Origin of the sequence: Subsaxibacter sp. CAU 1640, assembly GCF_023156585.1 — a bacterium.
Classification (GTDB): Bacteria; Bacteroidota; Bacteroidia; order Flavobacteriales; family Flavobacteriaceae; genus JBPOFM01.
Genome location: NZ_JALNMI010000005.1, coordinates 427,902 through 443,265, shown reverse-complemented (window position 1 = coordinate 443,265; position 15,364 = coordinate 427,902). Strand labels below are relative to the sequence as shown.

Annotated in this window: 12 protein-coding genes; 11 read left to right on the top strand and 1 reads right to left on the bottom strand. The window is 36.3% G+C overall.

The annotated features are described in order from the left end of the window. The first annotated feature begins 103 nt into the window (after positions 1-103). The 3 genes from M0G43_RS14470 (at position 104) to M0G43_RS14460 (ending at position 2,682) form a co-directional block, all read left to right on the top strand. The gene (locus M0G43_RS14470; protein WP_248027607.1) at positions 104-499 is read left to right on the top strand and encodes a DUF1801 domain-containing protein; all 396 of its coding nucleotides are present in this window, start codon (positions 104-106) and stop codon (positions 497-499) included. A 452-nt stretch (positions 500-951) separates the two neighbouring features. Next, positions 952-1,770 carry a hypothetical protein gene (locus M0G43_RS14465; RefSeq protein WP_248027605.1) on the top strand — a complete coding sequence of 273 codons (819 nt, stop codon included), beginning with the start codon at positions 952-954 and terminating at the stop codon, positions 1,768-1,770. 69 nt (positions 1,771-1,839) lie between these two features. Further along, positions 1,840-2,682, top strand: coding sequence for a peptidylprolyl isomerase (locus M0G43_RS14460; RefSeq protein WP_248027603.1), 843 nt, complete (start codon positions 1,840-1,842; stop codon positions 2,680-2,682). A gap of 74 nt (positions 2,683-2,756) precedes the next feature. Here the strand turns inward: M0G43_RS14460 and M0G43_RS14455 are convergent, their stop codons facing one another. Further along, the gene (locus tag M0G43_RS14455; protein WP_248027602.1) at positions 2,757-5,525 is read right to left on the bottom strand and encodes a M16 family metallopeptidase; all 2,769 of its coding nucleotides are present in this window, start codon (positions 5,523-5,525) and stop codon (positions 2,757-2,759) included. Positions 5,526-5,772: 247 nt separating this feature from the next. Between M0G43_RS14455 and M0G43_RS14450 the strand changes: the two genes are divergently transcribed. The 8 genes from M0G43_RS14450 (at position 5,773) to M0G43_RS14415 (ending at position 15,363) form a co-directional block, all read left to right on the top strand. Beyond that, positions 5,773-6,258: a hypothetical protein gene (locus tag M0G43_RS14450; protein WP_248027601.1), complete on the top strand. Its 486-nt coding sequence runs from the start codon at positions 5,773-5,775 to the stop codon at positions 6,256-6,258. 143 nt (positions 6,259-6,401) lie between these two features. Continuing rightward, positions 6,402-9,254: a M16 family metallopeptidase gene (locus M0G43_RS14445; protein ID WP_248027599.1), complete on the top strand. Its 2,853-nt coding sequence runs from the start codon at positions 6,402-6,404 to the stop codon at positions 9,252-9,254. Positions 9,255-9,433: 179 nt separating this feature from the next. After that, positions 9,434-10,201 (top strand): ParA family protein, encoded by a 768-nt coding sequence (locus M0G43_RS14440; protein WP_248027597.1) that lies wholly within the window; start codon positions 9,434-9,436, stop codon positions 10,199-10,201. After that, the gene (locus tag M0G43_RS14435) at positions 10,201-11,118 is read left to right on the top strand and encodes a ParB/RepB/Spo0J family partition protein (RefSeq protein WP_248027595.1); all 918 of its coding nucleotides are present in this window, start codon (positions 10,201-10,203) and stop codon (positions 11,116-11,118) included. The genes M0G43_RS14440 and M0G43_RS14435 overlap by 1 nt, the downstream gene beginning before the upstream one ends. Beyond that, positions 11,108-11,689, top strand: a complete 582-nt coding sequence (locus M0G43_RS14430; RefSeq protein WP_248027593.1) for a DUF5683 domain-containing protein — start codon at positions 11,108-11,110, stop codon at positions 11,687-11,689. Before M0G43_RS14435 ends, M0G43_RS14430 begins: the two co-directional genes overlap by 11 nt. A 3-nt stretch (positions 11,690-11,692) precedes the next feature. Next, on the top strand, positions 11,693-12,394 hold the full coding sequence (dapB, locus tag M0G43_RS14425; protein ID WP_248027591.1) for a 4-hydroxy-tetrahydrodipicolinate reductase: 702 nt from the start codon (positions 11,693-11,695) through the stop codon (positions 12,392-12,394). A gap of 124 nt (positions 12,395-12,518) precedes the next feature. After that, positions 12,519-14,057 carry a signal peptidase I gene (lepB, locus tag M0G43_RS14420; protein ID WP_248027589.1) on the top strand — a complete coding sequence of 513 codons (1,539 nt, stop codon included), beginning with the start codon at positions 12,519-12,521 and terminating at the stop codon, positions 14,055-14,057. Positions 14,058-14,061: 4 nt separating this feature from the next. Next, the gene (locus M0G43_RS14415) at positions 14,062-15,363 is read left to right on the top strand and encodes an ATP-binding protein (protein WP_248027587.1); all 1,302 of its coding nucleotides are present in this window, start codon (positions 14,062-14,064) and stop codon (positions 15,361-15,363) included. Position 15,364: the final 1 nt, after the last annotated feature.

The window sequence follows — 15,364 nt, the reverse complement described above, 5'->3', positions numbered from 1 at the left end:
GCAAATCCCAACCATTTATACGTAAAACAATTTTGAATGGTTTTATTTTTTCAACAAAATCTATATTAAATTTATAACTTTCTACCAAACGCAAATTTAAACCATGGACGAGAACATTGAAAACTATCATCAGTCACTTGTCTCCAAAGATGACAAGACTATTTGCGAACTTCTATACCTTGAAATTTGCAAAGGACTACCCGAAGCGGAGCATAAAATATGGCATGGACATCCTGTTTGGTTTTTGGATGGCAATCCCATAGTAGGCTATAGTAAGCAAAAAGCAGGCTTGCGATTAATGTTTTGGAGTGGTGCAGATTTTGAGGAACCTACACTTCATAAACGTGGAGAAAAGTTTAAGGATGCTTCCATATTTTACACATCGGTTGCAGAAATTTATACTGAAGACCTTCAACGTTGGCTTCAAAAGTCGAAAGACATTCAATGGGACTATAAGAATATCGTAAAACGTAAAGGCAAATTGATCCGGTTAAAATAAATGTACTATATACATTAAAAAAATCATTAACCTTCAATATTCACTTTATCGAACAAATGTAACCTAAAAACATTTTTTTTGTAAAAATTTACTTAATGTTTAGGATAGCTTATGCCTATGTTTTATTTTAGGCTTCCCTTATTTACCTTTACCCTAACTTTCTATATAGTGTTATTGTATTTGCTTGTGACATTAAAATGCAATAAATGGTGTAGTTAAAGGAACCTATTCTTGTTGCTCCAATGTATTTTTGCATTAACAGAAAGACGTGTGGATTTAACACAATCCGTAACATTATGCTAACCATGCGTCGTATAGACAACCCATAGAGCTTCTCTTTGGGTTGTTGCTTTTTTATTAGTGCCATTAATGTTTATTTTCTCAACTTGTGTTAGACCTATACACAAAGGTTATATCTTTGCTTTCTCCATTTTCTAACATCATATTGCAGCATGAAAAACATCAACAAAGAACTGTTTTCGTTGATATTGATTGTGACCTCTGGCATCCTTATTTTGGGGCTTGCAGTGGGTATTGTGTATTGTGTAGATTCATTGTTGGAAATGCGTTTTGGCGTTTGGTATCTTGCCTTTTATCTATTTCTCTGTATTACTCTTTATGTTTTGGGACGTCGCTACAAGAGTGATTTGGCCACCAAAATACATCGTATTGCTGTGTTGCCATTTACATTGTTTCTAGGCTTTCTTTCGGTAGCCATGCCCTATTTTGTGCTTCAGATTCATCTGTTTGTGTACTTATTCTTTTCTTCCATAGTGCCAATTTTGTTATACCGATTGGACCGATTTACAGGGCTATTGGATTTAAAAATAACCACACACATTTATCTCATTGTCACATTTAGTGTTATTACAGCAACCTTGATGAACAAGCAAATGAAAGAATTAACGTACCGTTTTTCACCGATGCAGCTATATAGCAATCATATTTCCAATCGTTTTGAGTTTCATCATTTGACCGATTATTTCTTGTCAGAACACACCATAAAATTCGTCATCTATTTTTCATATTTTATTTATTTATTAATTTTCAATCTATTTACATTTGAAGAGCATACCCTCTACTCTAGCCCTTTGATGGACCGAGCCGTTTTGCAATCATTCATTACGTTTCTTGCCTTGGAGCGATTGCTATCGAACTTAAAGGAGTTGGATTTTAAACCTTCAGAAATGTTGAAGCTATTATTAACCTCGATAAGTGGAAATGACAACGAAAGAGCTTCAAAAGATGAAGACAAGAATTTTAAACCATAATTAATTATCTAGTATTTTAGACGCTATTGATTTGAAATTCAAAACCATAACACTTTTATATTTATTCAGATGAGAAATAAATCGCACTTTTATCTTTTTGTAATCCTGTTGCTTTCTTTTGTAAGTTGCAAAGATGAGCCTAAAGCACCAGAAGATGAATACAAACCACGCACAGCCGTGGAAATGGTGACCAATTATGGCACTATGGTGTTCGAGCTTTATGATGAAACGCCTTTGCACAGAGATAATTTTATCAAATTGGTCAACGAAAAAGCATATGACAGTTTGTTGTTCCATAGAGTAATCGAAGGATTTATGATTCAAGGTGGCGACCCAGAAAGTAAAAATGCACCTTCCGATTCATTATTGGGAAATGGTGATTTAGGCTATACGGTAAAGGCAGAATTCCATCCTAATTTGTTTCATCAAAAGGGTGCTTTGGCCACTGCTAGAGAAGACAACAGAGATAGAGGCTCAAGTGCCATTCAGTTCTATGTTGTACAAGGCAAGGTTTATAACGACAGCCTCTTGGACAAGGCAGAACAAACTATCAATGAACGCTTGGCAAGATATTATGTTATTAACGACGAACGCTATAAATCGCTTTGGGATTCTCTGCAGAAAGCTATTAAAGACGAGAATGAAGTTGTTTATGAACGTTATAATGATCGATTGGATTCGATCGTAAAAACATACAAGAGTGTTCAAACTTACAAGATACCAGAAACACAACGAATGGTTTACAAAACTCAAGGTGGCACACCTACATTAGACCAAAACTATACTGTATTTGGACAAGTAATCAAAGGTATTAAAGTGGTAGACTCGATAGCTGCCGTCAAGACCGATGCCAATGACAGGCCTATCCAAAACGTCAGGATTCTTTCGGTTAGATTACTTGACAGAGAATAGCCTTCTCATTTCAAATTATAAAAAAACCCATCAGCACAAAACTGATGAGTTTTTCAATCTATCTCGAGACTTTATCAATCTACTTTTTCGCTCTTGTTTTTAATTTCTGGGTTTTCGAAATCTCCACCATTCACCACAGACCATTTATCAAATTCCTTGAAATACTGCTTGATGACTTTGTTTACATCATCCACAGTCAAAGCTTTAACTTTTGCCTCGATGTCTTTTTGGAAGTTCATATCTCTGTCATAGTACATATTGTTTCCCACAGTAGTTGCCAACTCATTGTCTTTAGCACGAGAGACATTTTGTTCTTGTACCCAACCATTTACCACGTTGGTCAACTCCTCCTGTGTAATACCGTCTTTTATGAAACGAGCGATTTCCTCTCTAAATCCTTGCTGAACTTTAGCAGCATTTTCCGGATTATAAATTGCATATACATACATTGAAGAATTCTTGTCCTTCGGATCACCATCCACACCTACGTTACCACCAGCACCATAGCTGACACCATCTTGCTGACGTAGACGAGTGGCGATACGCGAGTTCAAGAAACCACCACCAAAAATTTCACCAGCCACCTGAAGCGCTGCGTAATCGTCATCGTATTGACTAGCTTCAAATGACAAAATTCCAAGTGTAAACGCATTCTTTTTGTCTGGTGTCAAGATTTGTTCATTAGCTGGTTTATTAGCTTTATATGGATTAGCAATTTCTGTATATGGCTTATTATTTTTAAAACTACCATATTCCTTTTCGAAATAATCTTTCAATTTTTGCTCATCCAAGTTACCAATAGCAACAACAGATGCGTTATCGGAAATACCATAAAAATCTTTGTAATATGCCTTAACAGCATCAACAGTAACGGCTTTGATGGCTGCCACTTCTTCATCATAAGTCATTGTATAATTTGGATGACCTTTAGGGAAATTATTGTTCAACAATCCTATTTGACGAGACACCACAGACTGTGGCTCATTTTTGCTTTCTTCCAAGCTTGCCAAATCTTGTGTTTTCAATTTTTCAAGTTCAGTGGCATCAAATGTTGGATTTTTTAGCATATCTGTCATTAATGCTAACGTTGCCATTAAGTCGTCTTCAGTACTAGTAACATAGGCGTAGACACGACCATTGTTTCCGCTAAAATATACAGATGATTTTAAGGCGCTTAACTTGTCTTCTATATCTTGTCTTGAGTTTGTTTTTGTACCCTTGTTCAACATTCTAGCCGTGTAGTTTGCCAAGCGACCTTTATTCATCAATTGGTCAACATTACCAGTTCTCATTGTGAAGTTCACTCTAACTGTTTTTCCACGATTATCTTTATTGATGAAACCATATTCAATATTACTTTTGCTCAAGGTTCCCGTTTGTAATCTATTTTGAATGTTCTCATAAGATACGTCAAATACCTCACCAGCATCCAACGCCTCTTTACCCTTATAGTTAGCCACCAAATCACCAATATTTTCAGTATGCTCTATCTCCACACGAATAGGTTTCTTACTTGGTACGAAATTGCCAACTGTCCTATTGGTATTGATTAAATATCGTTGAATGGCTGCATTGACTTTATCGGCAGTCATGTTTTCAATTCTGTCTCGGAAAATAAAAGCCAATCTCCAATCGCCTGCACCAATAAATTCGCTCATATAAGTTCCCAAATATGAGGAATTTCTAAAAATTTGATCTATCTGTTTGCCAATATTCGCTTTTGCACGATTCACTTCTTCAGCAGTTACAGGATTTTTGGCCAAACCATCCAACGTTCCCAATAAGGTCTTTTCAGCTTCTGCCAATGACTTATCAGATGGAACATCTACATTGATGTAGAAAAAAGAAGGTTCTTTAGTAAATGGGGTAAAGGACCAGATACCAGAAGATTTTTTACCATCCACTAATGCTTTGTACAATCTTCCAGAGGGTTCATTGGTCAAAATTTCTTCGGCAATAGCAAGAGCCGCTGCGTCTTCGTGCGAACCTGCTGGAGTATGGTATAATGCTGATACAATTTGCAAATCGCCTACTCTGCTCAACGATACCCTCTTTTCACCATCTTGGGCAGGCTCAATGGTAGGAATATCTCTTAATGGAGTATCAGGATTTTTGATGCCAGAGAACTTCTTTTCAATGAGCTCTAGGGTTTTGTCTTTGTCAAACTTACCTGTCACCATCAAGATAGCATTGTCTGGTCTGTAATATTTTTTATAAAACGCTTGAAGATTTTCGATTGGAACACGCTCGATATCCGAACGATTACCAATGGTTGAATTTCCGTAATTGTGCCATAAATAGGCAGAGCTAATCACTTTTTCCATCAACACACCTGTCGGAGAGTTTTCACCACTTTCAAACTCGTTGCGTACAACCGAAAATTCAGACTCCAAATCTTTTTTGGCAATGTAAGAGTTGACCATACGGTCCGCCTCCAGGTCCAAAGCCCACTCTAGATTTTCATCTGTAGCATTAAAAGTTTCGAAATAATTGGTTCGGTCGTACCAAGTGGTACCATTCGGTCTTGCTCCGTGAGAAGATAACTCTTCAGGAATATTAGGATGGTTAGGCGTACCTTTGAACACCATATGCTCAAGCAAGTGAGCCATCCCCTTTTCTCCATAACCTTCGTGACGAGAACCTACCATATAGGTAATGTTTACAGTTATGGTTTGTGCTGAATTGTCTGGAAACAATAAAATTTTGAGTCCATTTTTTAAGGAATATTCAGTGATTCCTTCTACACTTGCTCCTTGAGTTACTTGCGCATCTGTATTGAAATTTACAGCCACCAAGAACAAAAGAGAAAATACTAGTTTTACTGATTGATTAATTTTTCTCATAAATTCATATTTAATTGATTGCCAATAAAGATAAGCTTTCATAAATAGAAGAATAAAGAGTTTTAAACAATTTTTAACGGAAATTTAAGTAAAAAGACACCTGTTTGATGCAATGAATATTGACTGACTGCTTTCATATGAGTTACGACTACCTCTATTTAAGATATTTTTACCTATTAAAATTCGGTACTTTTATAATATCAAATTTTGACTTAACTGATTCTTATTCAATCTAAAATCAAAAATTATGAAAAATTCAATTATTCTGTTTTCACTTCTAACCATCTTTATAGGATGTAAAAACAACGAAAAACAGCAAGATGAAAACCTGGCACAACCTAATTCCGAAGAAACCAATAAAGAAAAGGAATCTGATGCAATGAATAAACTGGAAGTAGGTTGCTATGTTTACAAGGCTGATGGTACCGAGGTAAAAATGGAAGTCACGAACATAAGTAATGGTAATGTTAGGGCGAATCTTTACTACAGTTATGCCGAAAAAGATAAAAACGAAGGTACATTACTTGGCAAAATAAATGGAGACAAACTTTTTGGACAGTATACATTTATGTCTGAAGGTGTTGAAAGCGTTAGAGATGTGGCATTTAAAATTGAAAAAGACCAAATTGTCGAGGGTTTTGGTGATGTAGATGAAGGTGGTACTCGATTTAAGGATACAACGAACCTGTCTTACAACACCACAACACCTTGGAAAAAAGCTGTCTGCGATTGAAACCCTTACATTTATAACCTCCTGATAATCTTGTTATTTTTTAAGTTTGTTAAGGAAAAATATGACATTTTTAACTTGTTGTGACTATTTAATTGTCTATTTTTAGCAAAACAGTCATTTCTAACTTAAAAACTCAAAAAAACATGATTTCAAATCCCTTAAAATCAACATTGAGCCTATCTGTGGCTTTCATGTTGGTTAGTTTTATTGGTTTTAGCCAGAAAACCAAGAGCGTTAAGACAGCATCCACTACTGTTGCCGCTGAAAATATTCCGTTTAATCCTGATGTTAAAATGGGAAAATTAAAAAACGGTATCACTTATTACATTCAAAACAACGGCAAACCTGAAAACAAAGTAGAGTTACGTTTGGTAGTAAATGCAGGTTCCATTCTTGAAGATGATGACCAGCAAGGCTTGGCTCATTTTATGGAGCACATGAACTTCAACGGCACCAAAAATTTCAAGAAAAATGAATTGGTCGATTATCTTCAAAGCATTGGTGTCAAGTTTGGAGCACATTTAAATGCCTATACCAGTTTTGATGAAACAGTGTATATTTTACCAATTCCAAGTGACGATCCTGAAAAACTTGAAAAAGGTTTTCAAATTATCGAAGATTGGGCGCACAATGCGTTGTTAACAGATGAAGATATTGATAACGAGCGTGGCGTAGTTTTAGAAGAATATAGATTAGGAAAAGGAGCAGATGAACGTATGCGTCAAAATTACTTACCGAAAGTATTGTATGGCTCTAAATATGCTGACCGTTTGCCAATTGGAAAAAAAGAGGTACTCGAAGGTTTCAAATATGAAAGTCTTAAACGTTTTTACAAAGATTGGTATCGTCCGGATTTAATGGCTGTGATGGCTGTAGGCGACATTGATGTAGCAACATTGGAAGCTAAAATCAAAGCTCATTTTGAGAAGATTCCAGCTGTCAAAAATCCAAGACCAAGACCTGTTTTTGACATGCCTAATCACAATGAAACCTTTGTTGCCATTGAATCTGACAAAGAAGCATCTTTTGCACAAGTTCAGGTGCTATTCAAAGATAAAGAAGATGCAAAACCCGAAGTAACCTTAAAAGACTACAGACAATCTATGGTTGAGTCTTTGTTTTCTCAAATGATCAATAACCGATTGGACGAATTGCGCAACAGCGCCAATCCTCCTTTTGTTTATGGGTTCAGCTATCATGGTGGCACCTATGCTCGTAGCAAAGAAGCTTATCAATCTTTTGCTATGACCAGTGAAAGTGGTCAGCTCAACGCATTGAAAACCTTATTTGAAGAAAATGAGCGCGTGCGCAAGTTTGGCTTCTATCAAGGTGAATTCGAGCGTGCCAAAAAAGACATCCTAGCTAATTACGAAAAAGCTTATAAAGACAAAGATAAAACGGAATCCAACAGAATTATCGGCGAATTTGTAAGTCATTATTTGGAGCAAGTACCAATGCCTGGTATAGAGTGGGAATACAATTTTCAAAGAGAAAACATGCCAGGAATTACCTTGGATGAAGTTAATGCATTGATAAAAGATTACATAAAAGAGGATAATCGTGTAGTCGTGTTAACAGGACCTGAAAAAGAAGGACTTGCCAAAGTTACCGAAGCTGAAGTAAGAAGTCTTTTGGAAAGTGTTAAGAATACCGAACTTCAACCATATGAAGATAAAGCCGTCGCGTCATCGCTAATTACAGACTTGCCTGCGAAAGGAAGCATTGTAGACTATAAAACCGACGAAAAGCTTGGCACCACAACATTGACATTAAGCAATGGAGCCACTGTGACCTACAAAGTAACCGACTTTAAAAATGATGAAATACTATTTGATGCGTTCAGTTATGGAGGAAATTCGCTGTATTCAGTTGATGATTACAGAGCTACAGCATATGCCAATGGTGGACTTGCTGAAGCTGGTGTGAATGGAATAGGTAAAATCGAGTTGAATAAAGTATTGTCTGGTAAAATTGTAAATGTAAGACCAAGTATCAGTACTTATAGTGAAGGTATCTCTGGTAACGCCTCGCCAAAAGACTTGGAGGAATTGTTTCAATTGACACACTTGTACTTCACAGCTTTGAACAAAGATGAAGAAGCGTATAAATCATACATCGAAAAGCAAAAAGCGTTTATGGGCAACTTGCTTTCCAATCCTCAAACATTCTTTTCTGTAGAAATGGGCAAGTTTATGTATGGTGACAGTCCTAGATATATGGGCTTCCCTACTCCAGAAGAAATGGATAAAGCAGATTATAATTTGGCATACGAAAAATACAAAGAGCGTTTTGCTGATGCAGGCGATTTCAAATTTTATTTTGTAGGTAATATCGATGAGAAAAAACTCGTGGAATTCAGCGAAAAATATTTGGCCAATTTACCATCGACCAATTCTAAAGAGTCTTATAAAGTGGACGATTTCAGACCATTGACAGGTCAACATGAAAAAATAGTTGAAATAGGTAAAGATGAGAAAAGTATGGTCAGAATCACTTTCCACGGACCTACAGAATACAACGAAAAGGAAGACCACGAATTGAAAAGTTTGGGAGAAGTTTTATCTATCAAACTCATAGAAAAATTACGTGAAGAAGAAGGTGGCGTGTATGGTGCTGGCGCAAGTGGAAACATCAATAAAATGCCGTATGGTTGGTACACTTTCACCATCAGTTTTCCTTGTGGTCCAGAAAATGTTGAAAAGTTAAAAGCTGCTGCACTTGCCGAAGTTGATAAATTGGTAAAAGAAGGTCCAACGGAAAAAGACCTTGCTAAAGTTAAAGAATCTCAAATTTTAGATTACAAAGAAGATTTAAAGGAAAATCGTTTTTGGTTGAGCACGTTGAAAAATGCTGATTATCAAGATATGGATGCCACTAAAGTTTTTGACTTTGAAAAAAATGTCAATAGCATGACTGTTGAAGGACTTCAAAAGGTTGCCAAAAAATATTTAACCAATGGTTACATTGTAGGTATTCAATTGCCTGAAAAACAATAACCATATCATTTCTTAATATAAAACAGTGTCTGGTTAAGGCACTGTTTTTTTATTTTGTTACATATGCATCGTCATCACCTATTTTTTATATCGCATTTCAACCTGATTTGTTAACAAGTAACATTTTTTAAACTCACAAATAATCGTACTTTTACGGTCGTAAAAAACCAAACTATTTAATGGGTAAAATCATTGCAATCGCAAATCAAAAAGGAGGTGTAGGAAAGACTACTACATCTGTAAACCTTGCTGCTTCCTTGGGTGTTTTAGAGAAAAAAGTATTGCTTATTGATGCTGATCCTCAAGCTAACGCTTCTTCCGGATTGGGTATAGATGTTGAAAATGTAGAATTGGGCTCTTACCAATTGATTGAACATTCTGCATCAGCAGAAGAATGCATTCAAAAAACCAATGCACCGAATGTCGACATCATTCCTGCACATATTGATTTAGTAGCTATTGAGATTGAATTGGTAGATAAAGAAGAACGAGAATATATGCTTAAAAAAGCAATGGAACACTTGAAATCTTCTTATGATTTTATTCTTATCGATTGCGCACCTTCATTGGGTTTATTGACCTTGAATGCTTTGACAGCTGCCGATTCTGTGATTATTCCTATTCAATGTGAGTATTTTGCGCTTGAAGGTCTTGGAAAGTTGCTTAATACCGTCAAAAGTGTACAACGCATTCACAATTCAAATTTGGATATAGAAGGAATGTTACTGACGATGTATGATTCGCGTTTAAGACTTTCCAACCAAGTTGTTGAAGAAGTCCAAAAACACTTCAGTGATATGGTTTTTGAAACAATCATTCAGCGAAATGTGCGTTTAAGTGAAGCACCAAGTTATGGAGAAAGTATCATCAATTATGATGTAAGCAGCAAAGGTGCTTCAAATTACTTAAATTTAGCAAAGGAAATTATCAAAAAACAGGCGAACTAATGGCGAAGGCAACACAAAAGCAGGCACTTGGAAGAGGACTGTCGGCTCTTTTAAAGGACCCATCCAATGATATAAAATCTGTTCAAGACAAAAACGCCGACAAGGTTATTGGCAATATCGTGGAATTGGAATTGGGAGCCATCGAAATCAATCCATTTCAGCCTCGTACCAATTTTAATGAAGAAACCTTGCGAGAATTGGCATCTTCCATTAAAGAATTGGGTGTTATTCAGCCTATTACTGTAAGAAAATTAGATTTCAATAAATACCAATTGGTTTCTGGAGAACGCCGTTTTAGAGCTTCAAAATTAATTGGCCTTGAAACCATTCCTGCATACATCAGAATCGCAAACGACCAGGAGTCTCTTGAAATGGCATTGGTTGAAAACATTCAGCGCCAGGATTTAGACCCAATTGAGATTGCACTTTCGTATCAACGTCTGATTGATGAGATCAACCTTACCCAAGAACAAATGAGTGAGCGCGTGGGCAAAAAACGCTCCACCATTTCCAATTATCTGCGATTGCTAAAATTGGACCCAATCATCCAAACAGGAATGAGAGATGGATTTATCTCAATGGGACACGGTCGTGCGATTATCAATATTGAAGACCAAAGCAGTCAATTGGATATTTATGAAAAAATTATCACTAACCAATTATCGGTAAGAGACACGGAGGCTTTGGTGAAAAATTATCACGCTACGAGCAAAGTTAGTGTTGAACTTAAAGCTGAACCTTCTGAAAAAGAAGAGTTGCCTAAATACATTAAAAAGGGCATTAAAGAATTTTCTGAATACTTTGGACACAAAATCAACGTTAAAGTCGGTAAGAATGGCAAAGGAAGCATAACCATTCCTTTTCATTCGGAAGAAGATTTTAATCGTATTAAAAAATTAGTTCAAAGTGCTAAATAGATTTGTCCATAGCATCTTTTTTTGTCTCATCACTTTTTTCAGCTTTTCGCAAGTTGAAAATGATAGTATTCCCAATGCTATGCCTGAAGAATTGGTGGTTACAGAAGATATTGTAAGAGAACCACTGGATGTTCTTTCTCCTTCTAAAGCTGCCTTTTATTCCGCCATACTGCCTGGATTAGGGCAAGCTTACAACAAAAAATATTGGAAAATACCTATTGCTGTTGGAGGAATTGCTACTGGCATTTATTTTTATAAAAGAAACGACAAACAATACAATCGTTACAGAGATGCCTACAAGCGAAGGTTGGCAGGATATACAGACGATGAATTCTACGGTCGGGTCACAACTGATGGACTTCAACGAGCCCAGAAGACTTTAAAACAGAATAAAGAATTATCGTTACTAATCACATTTGGTATTTACGCCTTGAATATAATTGATGCCAATGTAGATGCACATTTGTTGCAATATAACGTAGATGAGAACTTGGCTCTCAAACCTCATTTTCAATACAACGAGCAAGAAAATGCAACAGATTTGGGCCTTACCTTAAATTTTAAATTTTAGCCAGTGAATATCGCCTTACTTGGATATGGTAAGATGGGACAGGCCATCGAAAAGATAGCTATTCAAAGAGGACACACCATTGTCTTAAAAACCACAAGCAAAGACAAAAACTATAACCTTTCTAATGTGGATGTTGCCATAGATTTTAGTGTGCCGACATCAGCCGTTGAAAATATTTCTCAATGTTTGAAACAAGATGTACCTGTCATTTCAGGAACAACTGGTTGGCTGGAACACTACGATTCCATTGTTGAATTATGCAAAAAGCAACAAGGAACATTTTTGTATGCTTCGAATTTCAGTCTTGGCGTGAACATCTTCTTTGAATTGAATAAAACACTTGCAAAATTGATGAACCGATTGCCAGAATATACTGCGAGTATTGAAGAAATTCATCATACACAAAAACTGGACGCTCCTAGCGGAACTGCAATTTCCGTTGCCAAGGATATCATCAACAATTCTGATTATAATTCTTGGACACTGGACAAACCGAATGAGAAAGAGCTGGGAATTGTTGCAAAACGCATCGAGAACGTTCCCGGAACTCACGAAATCTCTTATGATTCCACCATAGACAGCATACAAATTAAACATACTGCTCATAGCAGAGAAGGTTTTGCACTTGGCGCTGTCATTGCTGCCGAATGGATTTTCGGTAAAAAGGGTATTTTTACAATGAAAGATGTGTTAAACATTGGTTAACTTATCGATGGATTTCAATCTTCAATTTCAGAATTACAATATATTTGTCAGGTTTCGACCTTTTGGAATGAGTGTTTTGCACTATATTTCAACCAACTAATCAACATAAACTAAACACTATACGATGACACTTACACAATGGTTACTATTTTTCTTGGTAGTTCAGGTTCTTCACGGACTAGGCACTTGGAAACTTTATCAAAAAGCCGGAAGACAGGCTTGGGAAGCATTTGTGCCAGTTTATAATGCTGTGGTTCTAATGAAAATCATCAATCGACCTTGGTGGTGGACCGTTTTGCTTTTTGTGCCAATCGTTAACTTGATTATGTTTCCTGTGGTTTGGGTCGAAACAGCTCGTAGTTTTGGCAGAAACTCTGGATTAGATACACTTTTGGCTGTAGTAACACTTGGCTTTTACATCTATTATATCAACTATGCTTTGGATGTGCATCATATCAAAGATAGAAGTCTTCATCCTAAATCAGCCGCTGGTGATTGGGTAAGTTCCATTTTGTTTGCAATTGTGGCTGCAACTATTGTTCACACCTATTTTATTCAGCCATTTACCATTCCTACATCATCATTGGAAAAAACATTATTGGTTGGTGACTTTTTGTTTGTGAGCAAAATGCATTATGGAGCAAGGTTACCGATGACGACTGTTGCAGCGCCAATGGTTCACGACACCATTCCTGTAGCGAAAGTAAAATCATATCTACCTTATCCGCAATTGCCGTATATGAGGCTTCCTGGTTTTCAAAAAATAAAACAAAACGACATCGTAGTTTTCAACTGGCCTGTTGATACTATGTTAGATATGTATCATACCGACAAATATTATTACAAACCAATTGACAAGAAAACAAACTATGTCAAACGCTGCGTTGGTCTTCCTGGCGATTCGCTATCGATTAAAGATGGTTATGTCTACATCAATGGGAAGAAGAATGTGTTGCCAGATAGATCAAAAATTCAATTTTCATATGACATACAGTTTAAAGGTATCTCCACGAATGAACAGGCTTATGATTTGTTGAATAGATACGATATTACGGATGGAATGGGATTAGACCCTGAAACTCAAAAGTTATTCGTGTTTGCTGCTTCAGATGAAGCCGTTAGCCGTTTGAAAAACCATCCAAATGTAGAGAGCATCACAGTGAGAAAAGACTCTTTGGGTGAGGCAAATTCACAGATATTCCCGAAAGATCCTGGTTATTCTTGGAACAACGATTTCTTTGGACCATTATACATTCCTAAAGCTGGTGCCACCATCAACTTAACCCCTGAAGTGTTGCCGTTATATAAACGCGCCATCACTGAATATGAAGGTCATGAACTTTCGGTCAATGGCAATCAAATCAGCATTGATGGAAAAGTAGCAACGACTTTTACCTTTACAAAAGATTATTATTGGATGATGGGTGACAATCGTCACAACTCGCAAGACTCTAGATATTGGGGATTTGTACCTTTTGACCACGTGGTCGGTAAGCCTGTGTTTATCTGGATGAGTTGGGCAAATGGAAAACCACGTTGGGAACGATTCTTCACTACTGTTGGAGGTAGCGGAAAACCAGTTTCTTATCTGATTCCTGCTGTGATTGTTGGGTTTTTATTATTTGGATGGAGTACATACAGAAAGAAGCGTAAAAAAGCTTAAAATTATGGATGATTCTTTATTAGGAAGTCTTTTGACTGCTTTGGAATTTTCACCCGAAAATGTTCCATTGAGATTGCAGATCGCAAAGTTATATATGAATAATTTAAACTTTACAGAAGCTGAAAAACACTTAATCAAGGTAATTGAAAAAGACGATAGTAATCAGAACAAATATCTTCTCGCAAAATGCTATTTTGAGCAATCGAAATTTAACCTAACAGAAGTAATTCTTGAAGAACTAGTTGAAAAAACTCAAGACATTTTATATATGGAACTATATTGTTCTTGTTTATTGAAGCTAAACCAAAATTCCCAAGCATTGGAAATTTACAAATCGATTCTTGAAAAAGACAGCAATTATTTGAATCCTGAATTTGACACTACATTCAAAGTACCTCTTACAAACAAGCAACCAGATTATGATGAAGATGTTCAGGGTTTTTTGAAAAAACCAAATATCAATTTTTCAGATGTTGGAGGTATGGAAAAAATAAAAGAAGAAATTGATTTAAAAATCATAAAACCATTAACTCACAAAGATTTATACAAGGCTTACGGTAAAAAAATTGGTGGAGGTATACTTTTATATGGACCACCAGGCTGTGGTAAAACCCATATTGCTCGAGCAACTGCTGGCGAAATCAATGCAAACTTTATTAATGTCGGTATCAATGATATACTGGATATGTGGCTTGGCAATTCTGAAAAAAATTTACACGAAATATTCGAAACCGCCAGAAAGAATAAACCATGTGTTATTTTCATAGACGAAATAGACGCTTTAGGCGCCAATAGAAACGACATCAATAAAACTGCTGGTCGAACCGTCATAAATCAGTTTTTATCGGAATTAGATGGTATTGATTCTGACAATGACGGTATTCTAGTTTTGGGCGCAACTAACGCGCCTTGGTTTATTGATCCGGCTTTTAGACGACCTGGACGCTTTGACAGAATTATTTTCGTATCACCCCCAGATGAAGAGGCGAGAAAATCAATTTTCCAAATACAGCTAAAGGAAAAACCTATTCATGATATTGATCTAAAAACATTGGCAAAAAAGACAAATGATTATTCTGGTGCTGATATTAAGGCAAGTATAGATTTGGCTATTGAAGATAAACTTATGGAATCTTTCAAAGAGGGGATTCCGAAGCCGCTGACTACAAAAGATTTGATAAAATCTTTTTCAAAAATGAAGCCCTCAACAAAAGAATGGTTCAATTCTGCTAAAAACTACGCTCTTTACGCCAATGATTCAGGTCTCTATGATGATATTCTATATTATTTAAAGATTAAAAAATAAT

Excerpts from the sequence above, each read along its gene's own strand:
- M0G43_RS14470 (WP_248027607.1), top strand. The coding sequence starts at position 104 with ATGGACGAGAACATTGAAAACTATCATCAGTCACTTGTCTCCAAAGAT.
- M0G43_RS14465 (WP_248027605.1), top strand. The coding sequence starts at position 952 with ATGAAAAACATCAACAAAGAACTGTTTTCGTTGATATTGATTGTGACC.
- M0G43_RS14460 (WP_248027603.1), top strand. The coding sequence starts at position 1,840 with ATGAGAAATAAATCGCACTTTTATCTTTTTGTAATCCTGTTGCTTTCT.
- M0G43_RS14455 (WP_248027602.1), bottom strand. The coding sequence starts at position 5,525 with ATGAGAAAAATTAATCAATCAGTAAAACTAGTATTTTCTCTTTTGTTC.
- M0G43_RS14450 (WP_248027601.1), top strand. The coding sequence starts at position 5,773 with ATGAAAAATTCAATTATTCTGTTTTCACTTCTAACCATCTTTATAGGA.
- M0G43_RS14445 (WP_248027599.1), top strand. The coding sequence starts at position 6,402 with ATGATTTCAAATCCCTTAAAATCAACATTGAGCCTATCTGTGGCTTTC.
- M0G43_RS14440 (WP_248027597.1), top strand. The coding sequence starts at position 9,434 with ATGGGTAAAATCATTGCAATCGCAAATCAAAAAGGAGGTGTAGGAAAG.
- M0G43_RS14435 (WP_248027595.1), top strand. The coding sequence starts at position 10,201 with ATGGCGAAGGCAACACAAAAGCAGGCACTTGGAAGAGGACTGTCGGCT.
- lepB (WP_248027589.1), top strand. The coding sequence starts at position 12,519 with ATGACACTTACACAATGGTTACTATTTTTCTTGGTAGTTCAGGTTCTT.
- M0G43_RS14415 (WP_248027587.1), top strand. The coding sequence starts at position 14,062 with ATGGATGATTCTTTATTAGGAAGTCTTTTGACTGCTTTGGAATTTTCA.